A 12,254-nucleotide genomic window follows, 5' to 3' on the forward strand; every position below is an offset into this window, starting at 1 on the left:
AGACCTAAATGCATTCACCATTGATCAAATGGTTCGGTTTGTCTGGCCTGGCCGCGGCTCTCTACGCCGCCGCGGGCGCGGCGCAGGCGGCGCCGGTGCAAGCGCCGAACTTCACCGCCCAGCCGTGCTGCCAGATCTGCCCGGCAGCGTTGGATGCCAAGAACTACGTGACCCGCTACCAGCGCAACTTCACCACGTTGTTCCAGGGCGAAGGCGACTGGCTGTTCCGTACCGTCGAAGACCTGCGCACCGAATTCAACACCACGCCCGAAGGCTACCGTCGCCTGCAAGAACTGCACGATGCGTTCAAGAGCAAGGGTGTGGAAGTGGTCATCGTTTACCAGCCCACCCGTGGCCTGGTGGACCGCGCCCACATGCTGCCGGCTGACCGCGCCAAGTTCGATTACGACAAGGCGCTGAAGAACTACAAGGACATGCTCGGCCGCTTCGCCGCCATGGGCTACCACGTGCCTGACCTGTCGCCGCTGACCAACGAGCAGCAGGCCCACGACTTCTACTTCCGTGGCGACCAGCACTGGACGCCGTATGGCGCCCAGCGCACCGCCAAGATCGTGGCTGACACCATCAAGCAGATCCCGGCGTACCAAGGCATTCCCAAGCGTGAGTTCGAGACCAAGATCAGCGGGCGCATGGGCAAGACCGGCACCCTGCAGAACATGGCCGGCCAGCTGTGCGGCACCAGCTACGCGATTCAGTACATGGATCAGTTCTCCACCGAGCCCAAGGGCGAAGCCGCCGACGGCGACCTGTTCGGTGACAGCTCCGAGCCGCAGATCACCTTGGTGGGCACCTCGCACAGTGGCAAGAACTACAACTTTGCGGGCTTCATCCAGCAAGACACCAACGCCGACGTGCTGAACGTGGCGTTCCCCGGCGGGGGCTTCGAAGGCTCGATGCTGCAGTACCTGGGCAGCGATGACTTCCAGAAGAACCCACCGAAGATTCTGGTGTGGGAATTCAGCCCGCTGTATCCGCTGGACCAGGAAACCATCTATCGCCAGATGATGGCGATGATGGGTAACGGATGCGAAGGAAAGCCTGCCGAACTCACCGGCAAAGCCACGCTCAAACCGAACCAGGCCAGCGAAGTGCTGGTCAATGGGCGCAACGGTGTGAAGGACTTCGAAAACTACAACCATCAGATCGACATCAAGTTTGCCGACACTTCGGTCAAGACCATGAAGGCCACCCTCTGGTACATGAACGGGCGGCACGAAGACATCAAGATCGAGAAACCCACCACATCCGATACCGACGGGCGTTTTGCCTTCGAGCTGCGTGACGACGCCGACTGGGCACACCAGAACCTGCTGGCTCTGGAGCTACATGGCCCGGAAGACAATCCCGACGAGCAGGCCGCCGACGGCGCGCCAGCGGCCAAGCCGGGTCCGCAACAGGTCGAAGCGACGCTGTGCAAACGCAACGTATTCCCCGGCGTGAGCGAACGCCGCAACGCACAAGCCGGGTTGTGAGGTGATCATGAATCGCGTGAACGCTTGTAAAACCAGGAAGTTGCTGGCCCCTGCCCTGCTCGGGCTGGCGCTGGCCAGCCCACTCGCCGCGCTGGCCGGTGGCCCCCTGGTGCCGCCCCACGGTTACTACGAAGGCATCGAAAAGCAAAAGGTGGGCGACGGCAACTTCAGTTGCCCCGCCGTTCCCAAGCCCTACACAGGCACCTTGCAATTTCGCAGCAAATACGAAGGTTCCGACAAGCATCGCGCGACCTTCAACGCTGCCAGTGACCAAGCCTTCCGCGATTCGACCAAACCAATCACCGATATGGAACGCGGGATCAGCAAGATCGTCATGCAGTACATGCGCGACGGCCGCCCGAATCAGCTCGACTGCGCGCTGAACTGGCTGACCACCTGGGCCAGCGCCGACGCGCTGGAGTCCACCGACTTCAACCATACCGGCAAGTCGATGCGTAAATGGGCACTGGGCAGCATGTCGTCGTCCTACCTGCGCTTGAAGTTCTCCAGCGCTCATCCGCTGCAAGGTCACGAGCAACAGGCGCAGTTGATCGAGGGCTGGTTCAGCAAGCTGGGCGACCAGGTGGTCAGCGACTGGTCGAACCTGCCCATGGAGAAGATCAACAACCACTCCTACTGGGCTGCATGGTCGGTGATGGCCACTGCGGTGGTCACCAACCGTCGGGACCTGTTCGATTGGTCGGTCAAGGAATTCAAGATCGCCACCACCCAGATCGACCCGGACGGCTTCCTTCCCAACGAGCTCAAGCGCCAGCAGCGCGCGTTGGCGTACCACAACTACGCCTTGCCGCCGCTGATGATGATTGCAAGCTTCGCCAACGCCAATGGCGTTGACCTGCGCGGCGAAAACCACGGCGCACTGGAAAAGCTGGCCAAGCGGGTGATGGATGGCATCAAGGATCAAGGCGGCTTCGTGGCCAAGAATGGCAACGAGCAGGACATGACCGACCTGAAGGTCGACAGCAAGTTCGCCTGGCTCGAACCCTACTGCGACCTGTACCAGTGCGCAGCCGATGTCGTCGAGCGCAAGCATGAGATGGAACCCTTCAAGGCCTTCCGCCTGGGCGGCGACTTGACCCGTACCTACGACCCTAGCCACGAGAAAGGCGACAAGGGCGACAAGGATGACGACAAGGACGGCGGCTTCTGATCTACCTCACCCCCGGGGCATCCCCGGGGGTGGCGTTTTACGTTCCCCCAGGCTTTTGGCGTGGGGGGTTTGGGGGGAGCTGTGAGCAGTTCCCTGGAATGCTGAACAACAAGGAGAGATCGGGATGGTTTTCTCATCCAACGTATTCCTGTTCCTGTTCATGCCGATCTTCTTCGGCCTGTACTACCTGTGCTCGAATCGTTACCGCAACCTGCTGTTGCTGATTTCCAGCTACATCTTCTACGCGTGGTGGCGGATCGACTTCCTGGCGCTGTTCGCCGGGGTCACGCTGTGGAACTACTTCATCGGCCTGCGCATCGGCGCCAATGGTGTGCGCACCAAGGCCTCCCAACGCTGGCTGCTGCTGGGCGTGGCGGTCGACCTGGCCGTGCTGGGCTATTTCAAGTACGCCAACTTCGGTGTCGATAGCCTCAACGCCATCATCACCTCGTTCGGCCTGGAGCCGTTCATCCTGACGCACATCCTGTTGCCGATCGGGATCAGCTTCTACACCTTCGAATCGATCAGCTACATCATCGACGTTTATCGTGGCGACACCCCCGCCACCAAGAACCTGATCGACTTCGCCGCCTTCGTGGCCATCTTCCCGCACCTGATCGCCGGCCCCGTGCTGCGCTTCAAGGACCTGGTCGACCAGTTCAACCACCGCACCCATACGCTGGACAAATTCAGCGAAGGCTGCACGCGTTTCATGCAGGGTTTCATCAAGAAGGTGTTCATTGCCGACACCATCGCGGTGATCGCCGACCATGCGTTTGCGCTTGAACACCCCACGACGGGGGATGCCTGGCTGGGGGCGCTGGCGTATACCGCGCAGCTGTATTTCGACTTCTCCGGCTACAGCGACATGGCCATTGGCCTGGGCCTGATGATGGGCTTCCGCTTCATGGAGAACTTCAAGCAGCCCTACATCAGCCAGTCGATCACCGAGTTCTGGCGCCGTTGGCACATCAGCTTGTCGACCTGGCTGCGCGACTACCTGTACATCACCCTGGGCGGCAACCGTGGTGGCGTGGTGGCGACCTACCGCAACCTGTTCCTGACCATGCTGCTCGGTGGCCTGTGGCACGGGGCCAACTTCACCTACATCATCTGGGGTGCCTGGCACGGCCTGTGGCTGGCGATCGAGCGGGCACTGGGCATCAACGCCGGGCCGCGTAGCTTCAACCCGATCAAGTGGTTCTTCACCTTCCTGCTGGTGGTGATGGGCTGGGTGATCTTCCGCGCTGAAAACCTGCACGTGGCAGGGCGCATGTATGGCGCCATGTTCAGCTTCGGCGACTGGCACTTGTCCGAGTTGCTCAGTGCCGACTTGACCGGGCTGCAGGTAGCGACCCTGGTGGTTGCCTATGTGTCGCTGGTGTTCTTCGGCCTGCGCGACTTCTACTACGCCCCGCTCGGCGCCCGTGCCCAGAAAGCCGAGGCCAAGCGTGACGACACCGAAGCCAATGGCCCGGCCACTGCGCAACCCGGCCAGATCAAAGCGGTGCCCGGCGACAGCCCGGCCGCGGTACAAGCCCATGTCGGCGGCAACCACACCGTGCAGCCGGCCTACTGGGTGGCGGACGTTCCGCGCTATGCAATGCGCGCGCTGATCCTGTTGTTGTTCGTCGCCTCGATTCTCAAGCTTTCGGCGCAGAGCTTCTCGCCGTTCCTCTACTTCCAGTTCTGAGACGACGACCATGACACGTACACTTCGCCTTCTCTATGTCCTGACCTTCTTCGGCATCCTGGTAATCCTGGGGCTGTGGTCGCTGGTGAGCTTCGGGTCATTCAGCAAGACCGAACAGATGACCGTGCTCAACGGCAAGTTCACCCATGCCGTCGAAGGCCACTACGACGATGAGTTTCCGATCAAACGCCTGGGCACCAACCTCTGGGCTGCCGTGGATTACAAGGTGTTCAAGGAAGGCCGCCCGGGTGTGGTGCTCGGCCGCGACCAGTGGTTGTACAGCGATGAGGAATTCGACCCTATCGCCCATGCCGACCAGGTCGAAGCCGACAACCTGGCCCTGATCAAAGGCGTGGCCGCACGGCTGAAAGAGCACAATATCAAGCTGGTGATGGCGGTGATCCCTGCCAAGGCGCGGGTGTATCCCGAGCACATTGGCGAGGTGAAACCTGCCGCGCTGCACGCCGACACCTACCAGCGCTTGCACAGCGAACTGGAGCGCGACGGTATCGCCGCACCTGACCTGCTCGGCACGCTGGAGCAAGGCAAGCAACAAGGCCAGGTGTTCTTGCGCACCGACACCCATTGGACCCCCATGGGCGCCGACCTCGTTGCCAAGCAACTGGGCAGCTTCATCGCGAGCAACGCCCCCATCGACGCAACACCGGTGCAGTACACCACCACCGCTGCGCCTGCCCAGCCCTATAAAGGCGACCTGACCAACTTCCTGCCACTGGACCCGCTGTTCAGCAACCTCCTACCCAAGCCGGACGACCTGTCTCAGCACACCACACAGGCGGCTGACACCGGCAGCGAAGGTGGTGGTGACCTGTTTGGCAATAGCGATGTGCCAGTCGCTCTGATCGGCACCAGCTACAGCGCCAATCCACACTGGAACTTTCTAGGCGCATTGCAACAATCGCTGCATAGCGATGTCGTTAACTACGCCGAAGATGGCCATGGCCCGATCCTGCCGATGTTGAAATATCTGCAGAGTGACGGCTTCAAGAACGCGCCGCCGCAGGTCGTGATCTGGGAATTCCCCGAACGTTATTTGCCGGCAAAAAATGACCTCAGCCACTTCGACCCTAACTGGATCGCAGAACTGAAAGACGCGAAGAAGAACCAGAACCTGGCCGTTGGCCAGAACAACTGACCCGATTTTTCAGCAAGAGGAAATATCCTATGTACGCACTCGCAACTGCCCCACGCCGCATCGTGAAAAACCGCGCCGCCAAACTCTGTGCACTGGCAGCCGGCCTGTCGATGCTCTCGCTCAATGCCTTCGCCGGTGGTGATTCGGCCTTGTACCCCACCGCACCAGCAGGCTCGGCGTTCGTGCGCGTCTACAATGCGAGCTCCCAGGAAGTCACTCCGTCCATCGGAACGGCCAAGTTCACGCCCATCGCGCCTCAGAAGAGCAGCGCCTACTCCTTCCTGCCGGGCGGCAGCTACACCGCACAGCTGGGCGGTACCAGCCTGCCGGTGAAACTCGACAGCAATAAATATTATACGGTCGTCAATGAAACTTCTGCCGCCAAACTGGTCGAAGAATCCAAGTTCGACAATAAGCAGAAAGCCCGCGTTGATGTCCAGAATTTGACGGACAAACCTTTGACGCTCAAAACCGCCGACGGTAAGACCGCCGTAGTTGAAGACGTGGCCCCGGGTAAATCCGGCCAGCGCGAAATCAACCCGGTTAAAGTGTCTCTCGCACTGTTCAGTGGCGCCACTAAAGTGGCGGACGTAAAACCGGTTTCACTGGAGCGCGGTCAAATTACTTCGCTCTTTGTTACCGGCTCGGGCAGCAATGTAAAAGCGGAATGGGTAGTTCCGCCAGCCTCTTGATTTAACTGATGAGGGTGGCCGCTTAGTTCAAGCGGCCACTTTAAATGGAACAAGAAGAAACGGCAGCGACAGCAGTCCAACTTCCTTAACGAAATATCTTGGAGATACGTCATGATTCCAGTGATCTTGTCCGGTGGCAGTGGCTCGCGTCTGTGGCCGCTCTCGCGCAAGCAATTCCCGAAACAGTTCCTGGCCTTGACCGGTGAGCACACGCTGTTCCAGCAAACCCTGGAACGCCTGCTGTTCGAAGGCATGGATAAGCCTGTCATCGTTTGCAATAAAGAACACAAATTCATCGTCAACGAGCAACTGGCCGCGCTCAAGCTTGAGACCCAGGGCTTGCTGATGGAACCCTTCGGGCGCAACACCGCCCCTGCCGTGGCCCTGGCGGCCATGAAGTTGGTCAACGAAGGCCGTGACGACCTGATGCTGGTACTGCCAGCGGACCACGTGATCGAAGACCAAAAAGCCCTGCAGCGTGCCCTCGCCCTGGCCACCGTCGCCGCTGAGCGTGGTGAGATGGTGCTGTTCGGCGTGCCGGCCACCCGCCCTGAAACCGGCTATGGCTACATCAAATCCACTGCTGATGCGCTGCTGCCCGAAGGCGTGGCCCGCGTATCGCAATTCGTCGAAAAACCCGACGAAACCCGCGCTCAAGAATACGTACAAGCCGGTGGCTATTTCTGGAACAGCGGCATGTTCCTGTTCCGCGCCAGCCGCTTCCTGGAAGAGCTGAAAAAGCACGATCCGGATATCTACGACAACTGCCTGCTGACGCTGGAGCGCAGCAAGCAGGACGGCGACAGCGTCGACATCGACGAAGCCAGCTTCGCCTGCTGCCCTGACAACTCCATCGACTACGCCGTCATGGAAAAAACCCAACGCGCTTGCGTAGTGCCTCTGTCGGCCGGCTGGAGCGACGTGGGCTGCTGGGCCTCGCTGTGGGAAGTGCACGAGAAGGATGAAAGCGGCAACGTCACCAAAGGCGACGTTGTGGTTCAAGACAGCCGCAACTGCATGATCCATGGCAACGGCAAGCTGGTATCGGTCATCGGCCTGGACAACATCGTTGTTGTCGAGACCAAAGACGCCATGATGATTGCCCACAAGGACAAGGTCCAGGGCGTCAAGCAAATGGTCGCCACCCTGAACGAAGCAGGCCGTAGCGAAACCCAGAACCACTGTGAAGTCTACCGCCCATGGGGCTCGTACGACTCGGTGGACATGGGCGGCCGCTTCCAGGTCAAGCACATCAGCGTCAAGCCGGGCGCCTCGCTCTCGCTGCAGATGCACCACCACCGCGCCGAGCACTGGATCGTCGTATCCGGCACCGCCGAAGTGACCTGTGACGAGAACGTGTTCCTGCTGACCGAAAACCAATCGACCTACATTCCGATTGCCTCGGTGCACCGCCTGCGCAACCCAGGCAAGATTCCGTTGGAAATCATCGAAGTGCAATCTGGCTCCTACCTGGGCGAAGACGACATCGAACGCTTCGAAGACATCTACGGTCGTTCGGGTAGCACCGCGGTCGAAGGCGTATCGGTCAAGGCGATCTCCCAGCAGCAGCATCACTGATAGACCGCGTCGCCGAGCCCAGTTGGCCTTCCATGAAGGCTAGTTGAACCCGGCGGCGGCAACACCCGATCCCCATAGCAAAAGGCCCTCGAGCCAAGCCCTTGAACAAGGCTTGCCCCGGGGGCCTTTTGCTTTATCGCGTTTGATCGAAGCACACGCTGGTGCTGGGCCGGCTAGCCGGGCGACGCAGCCTGTTTAAAGATCCGCCAACCGCCAAGCCTCATAAGCGGGCGTTTCGTAGGGGTGGCTGGCCTTCAAGGCCTGTACCGCCGCGGCCACATGCTCATCGCTGACCACCAACTCCACCCGCCACTCCGTCACCTGCTCTACCGCACCGGTGCTGCCAATGAACGGCTGGCTGCCCGGCAAGGGGCGGAACTGCCCCTCTCCCAGCACCTGCCAGCAGCACCGGTCGTAATGGCCGACCTTGCCGGCGCCTGCGGTAAACACTGCCTCCTTGACCGCTTCCAGATGGCTGGGCGGTACGAAGAAGCACAGTTTGTACACCTCAGCTCACCCAGGCACGGGCATTGCGGAACATGCGTAGCCAGGCGGCATCTTCGTTCCAGTCGTCGGGGCGCCAGGAGTTCTGCACGGCACGGAACACCCGCTCAGGGTGCGGCATCATGATGGTGACACGACCGTCGAGGCTGGTCAGGCCGGTGATACCACGCGGCGAGCCGTTCGGGTTTGCCGGGTAGCTCTCGGTGACCTTGCCGTGGTTATCGACAAAACGCAGTGCCACGCAGCCGGAAACATCCGCCTCGATCAGCGCCTGCTCGTTGGCGAACTCGGCGTGGCCCTCACCATGAGCGATGGCGATCGGCATGCGCGAACCGGCCATGCCCTTGAGGAAGATCGAGTTCGACTCCTGCACCTGAACCATGGCCACGCGCGCTTCGAACTGCTCGGAACGGTTACGCACGAAGTGCGGCCAGAAGTCGCTGCCTGGGATCAATTCGCTGAGGTTGGAGAGCATCTGGCAACCGTTGCACACGCCCAGGGTGAACGAGTCGCTGCGCTCGAAGAAGCCCTGGAAGGCGTCACGGGCACGAGCGTTGAACAACGCCGATTTGGCCCAGCCTTCACCCGCCCCCAGCACGTCCCCGTAAGAGAAGCCGCCACAGGCCACCAGGCCCTTGAATTCGGCGAGGTCGACACGGCCGGCGAGGATATCGCTCATGTGCACGTCGACCGCAGCGAAGCCGGCGCGGTCGAAGGCTGCAGCCATCTCGACCTGACCATTGACACCCTGCTCGCGCAGCACCGCCACTTGCGGGCGCACACCGGTCTTGATGAAGGGCGCGGCAATGTTCTCGTTGACGTCGAAACCCAGCTTGGCGCTCAGGCCCGGGTTGTCTTCCTCGAGCAGTGCGTCGAACTCCTGATCGGCGCAGTGGGCGTTGTCGCGCAGGCGCTGGATCTGGTAGCTGGTCTCGGCCCACTGGCGCTGCAAGAGGCGGCGCTCACCCTGGTAGACGACGTCGCGGTTGTAGCGAATGACGACGTGGCCGTTGTTGACCGGCTGGCCAACGACCATCACGCAATCCTCGCCCAGGCCGGCAGCGCTGAACTGAGACAGCACCAGCGGGGTGGCGTCCTGGCGAACTTGGATGACCGCACCCAGCTCCTCGTTGAACAGCACCTGGGCGATCTCGCCCTCGTGTTGGGCCAGGGTGTCCAGGCGCAGGTCCAGGCCGCAGTGGCCGGCGAAGGCCATTTCCAATGCCGTGACCAGCAGGCCGCCATCGGAGCGGTCATGGTAAGCGAGCAAGTGGCCGTCCCGGGCCAGGCCCTGGATGACGGCGAAGAAGGCCTTGAGGTCTTCAGGGTCGTCAACGTCGGGGGCCTGCTGGCCGATCTGGCCGTGCACCTGGGCGAGAATCGAGGCGCCCATGCGGTCTTTGCCACGGCCCAGGTCGATGAGGATCAGGTCGGTTTCGCCCTTGTCCATTCGCAGCTGAGGGGTGAGCACGTTGCGCACGTCGCTGACCGGCGCGAAACCGCTGACGATCAGAGACATCGGCGAGGTGACGGTTTTCTCCGTGCCTTGGTCGCTCCAGCGGGTTTTCATGGACATCGAGTCCTTGCCCACCGGGATGGTCAGGCCCAGCGCCGGGCATAGCTCCATGCCAACGGCCTTGACGGTGTCGTAGAGGCGCGCATCTTCGCCAGGGTGGCCGGCGGCGGCCATCCAGTTGGCGGAGAGCTTGATGTCGGAGAGTTTCTCGATCGGCGCGGCAGCCAGGTTGGTGAGGGTCTCGCCCACGGCCATGCGCCCGGACGCCGGGGCGTCGAGCAGTGCAAGCGGGGTACGCTCGCCCATGGCCATCGCCTCACCTGTGTAGACGTCGAAGCTGGTAGCGGTAACGGCGCAGTCCCCCACAGGCACCTGCCACGGGCCGACCATCTGGTCGCGGGCGACCAGGCCGGTGATCGTGCGATCGCCGATCGTGATCAGGAAGCTTTTGCTGGCCACCGCCGGGTGGCGGAGCACACGTTGCACGCTGTCGGCCAGGTCAAGGCTGCTGGCGTCGAACGCATCGCCCTGCTCCTGCTCGCGCTGCACACTGCGGTGCATGCGCGGCGGCTTGCCAAGCAGCACTTCCAGCGGCATGTCGACCGGGCTGTTGCCGAAGTGGCTGTCGGTGACGGTCAGGTGCGGCTCTTCGGTCGCCTCGCCCACCACGGCGAACGGGCAACGCTCACGCTCGCAGATGGCCTTGAAACGCTCGAAGTTGGCGGCATCCACCGCCAACACGTAGCGCTCCTGGGATTCGTTGCTCCAGATTTCGTGCGGCGCCATGCCCGGCTCGTCGTTGGGCACGTTGCGCAGCTCGAAACGCCCGCCGCGGCCGCCGTCGTTGACCAACTCGGGGAACGCGTTGGACAGGCCGCCCGCGCCCACGTCGTGGATGAAGGCGATGGGGTTTTGCTCACCGAGCTGCCAGCAGCGGTCGATGACCTCCTGGCAACGGCGCTCCATCTCGGGGTTTTCGCGCTGTACAGAGGCGAAGTCCAGGTCGGCGGAGCTTGCGCCGGTGTCGACCGAGGATGCGGCACCGCCGCCCAGGCCGATCAGCATGGCCGGGCCACCGAGCACGATGAGCTTGGCACCGACGGTGATCTCGCCCTTCTGCACGTGGTCTTCACGGATGTTGCCCAGGCCGCCAGCGAGCATGATCGGCTTGTGGTAGCCGCGCACTTCTTCGCCGCGTGGGCTGCCAACAGCCTGCTCGAAGGTACGGAAGTAACCGGTCAGGGCCGGGCGGCCGAATTCGTTATTGAACGCAGCGCCGCCCAGGGGGCCGTCGATCATGATGTCCAGCGCAGTGACGATGCGCTCGGGCTTGCCGTAGGGCTTTTCCCAAGGCTGCTCGAAACCGGGGATGTTCAGGTTCGACACGGTAAAGCCGGTGAGGCCTGCCTTGGGCTTGGAGCCACGGCCGGTGGCGCCTTCGTCGCGGATCTCGCCGCCGGAGCCGGTAGATGCACCGGAAAAGGGCGAGATGGCGGTCGGATGGTTATGGGTTTCCACCTTCATCAGGATGTGAACCGGCTCCTGCACCGCGCCGTACTGGCGGGTTTCAGGGTTGGGATAGAAACGCCCTGCTGTGTGCCCGACGATCACCGAGGCGTTGTCTTTATACGCCGAGAGCACGCCTTCGCTGTGCATCTGGTAGGTGTTCTTGATCATGCCGAACAGGCTTTTTTCCTGGGCCTGGCCGTCGATGTCCCAACTGGCGTTGAAGATCTTGTGGCGGCAGTGTTCCGAGTTGGCCTGGGCGAACATCATCAGCTCGATGTCGTGCGGGTTGCGCGCCAGGCCCTGGAAAGCATTGACCAGGTAATCGATCTCGTCGTCAGCCAGGGCCAGGCCAAGGCTGGCGTTGGCCGCTTCCAGGGCAGCACGGCCGCCACCGAGCACGTCGACCGAGGACAACGGCCGGGGCTGGGCATGGCTGAACAGGCTGGCGGCGTCTTCGAGCCGGCCGACCACGCGCTGGGTCATGCGATCGTGAAGCGCTTGCGCAACCAGCGCGGCGTCGGCCTCGCTGAGCTCACCCTGCACGTAGTAGGCGATGCCTCGTTCCAGGCGCTGGATCTGGCCCAGGCCGCAGTTGCGGGCGATGTCCGTGGCCTTGCTCGCCCAGGGCGAGATGGTGCCCAAACGCGGCAGCACCAGGAACAGCCGGCCCGAAGGCTCCTGCACCGGTACGCTGGGCCCGTACTTGAGCAGGCGTGCCAGCACGCCCTGCTGCGCTTCGCCCAGCTCGCCACTGACTTCGGCAAAGTGTGCAAATTCGGCGTAAACGCCAGTGACAGCGGGGGCCTTCTGGCTCAGTTGCTCGAGTAATTTACCGTGGCGAAAGGCAGAAAGGGCAGGAGCGCCGCGCAGGATCAGCATCTTCGGAACAGCCTCGGAAGGGGGTGTGCATAGAGGCCGTGCATTCTAGCCTAAACCGTTTGC

General features: G+C 62.0%; 8 protein-coding genes. 6 read left to right on the forward strand and 2 right to left on the reverse strand.

All coding sequences use genetic code 11. The features are described from left to right. Positions 1–8: 8 nt before the first annotated feature. The 6 genes from F474_RS15905 to F474_RS15930 all read left to right on the forward strand — a co-directional run bounded on the left by F474_RS15905 (position 9) and on the right by F474_RS15930 (position 7,783). Positions 9–1,493, forward strand: coding sequence for an alginate O-acetyltransferase (locus F474_RS15905; protein ID WP_097085971.1), 1,485 nt, complete (start codon positions 9–11; stop codon positions 1,491–1,493). 7 nt (positions 1,494–1,500) lie between these two features. Further along, positions 1,501–2,664, forward strand: a complete 1,164-nt coding sequence (locus F474_RS15910) for a mannuronate-specific alginate lyase (protein ID WP_097085969.1) — start codon at positions 1,501–1,503, stop codon at positions 2,662–2,664. Between the two features lie 124 nt (positions 2,665–2,788). Continuing rightward, the gene (locus tag F474_RS15915; protein ID WP_097085967.1) at positions 2,789–4,357 is read left to right on the forward strand and encodes an MBOAT family protein; all 1,569 of its coding nucleotides are present in this window, start codon (positions 2,789–2,791) and stop codon (positions 4,355–4,357) included. A 10-nt stretch (positions 4,358–4,367) separates the two neighbouring features. Beyond that, entirely contained in the window at positions 4,368–5,513 is a 1,146-nt protein-coding gene (locus F474_RS15920; RefSeq protein ID WP_097085965.1) for an alginate O-acetyltransferase, read from the forward strand. 29 nt (positions 5,514–5,542) lie between these two features. Further along, complete coding sequence (locus F474_RS15925; RefSeq protein ID WP_097085963.1) at positions 5,543–6,205, forward strand: alginate O-acetyltransferase AlgF; 663 nt, start codon at positions 5,543–5,545, stop codon at positions 6,203–6,205. Between the two features lie 111 nt (positions 6,206–6,316). After that, positions 6,317–7,783, forward strand: a complete 1,467-nt coding sequence (locus F474_RS15930) for a mannose-1-phosphate guanylyltransferase/mannose-6-phosphate isomerase (protein WP_097085961.1) — start codon at positions 6,317–6,319, stop codon at positions 7,781–7,783. 195 nt (positions 7,784–7,978) lie between these two features. On the opposite strand, the gene F474_RS15935 is transcribed toward F474_RS15930, so the two are convergent. Together F474_RS15935 and purL are read right to left on the reverse strand one after the other, a co-directional pair. Continuing rightward, complete coding sequence (locus F474_RS15935) at positions 7,979–8,290, reverse strand: YqfO family protein (protein WP_097085959.1); 312 nt, start codon at positions 8,288–8,290, stop codon at positions 7,979–7,981. Between the two features lies 1 nt (position 8,291). After that, positions 8,292–12,191 carry a phosphoribosylformylglycinamidine synthase gene (purL, locus tag F474_RS15940; RefSeq protein WP_097085956.1) on the reverse strand — a complete coding sequence of 1,300 codons (3,900 nt, stop codon included), beginning with the start codon at positions 12,189–12,191 and terminating at the stop codon, positions 8,292–8,294. Between the last annotated feature and the right edge of the window lie 63 nt (positions 12,192–12,254).

This window comes from Pseudomonas sp. URIL14HWK12:I12, from assembly GCF_003097135.1.
GTDB lineage: Bacteria > Pseudomonadota > Gammaproteobacteria > Pseudomonadales > Pseudomonadaceae > Aquipseudomonas.

What these genes read in the sequence shown, in the direction of transcription:
- F474_RS15905 (WP_097085971.1), top strand. Translation starts at nt 9, where the DNA reads ATGCATTCACCATTGATCAAATGGTTCGGTTTGTCTGGCCTGGCCGCG.
- F474_RS15910 (WP_097085969.1), top strand. Translation starts at nt 1,501, where the DNA reads ATGAATCGCGTGAACGCTTGTAAAACCAGGAAGTTGCTGGCCCCTGCC.
- F474_RS15915 (WP_097085967.1), top strand. Translation starts at nt 2,789, where the DNA reads ATGGTTTTCTCATCCAACGTATTCCTGTTCCTGTTCATGCCGATCTTC.
- F474_RS15920 (WP_097085965.1), top strand. Translation starts at nt 4,368, where the DNA reads ATGACACGTACACTTCGCCTTCTCTATGTCCTGACCTTCTTCGGCATC.
- F474_RS15925 (WP_097085963.1), top strand. Translation starts at nt 5,543, where the DNA reads ATGTACGCACTCGCAACTGCCCCACGCCGCATCGTGAAAAACCGCGCC.
- F474_RS15930 (WP_097085961.1), top strand. Translation starts at nt 6,317, where the DNA reads ATGATTCCAGTGATCTTGTCCGGTGGCAGTGGCTCGCGTCTGTGGCCG.
- purL (WP_097085956.1), bottom strand. Translation starts at nt 12,191, where the DNA reads ATGCTGATCCTGCGCGGCGCTCCTGCCCTTTCTGCCTTTCGCCACGGT.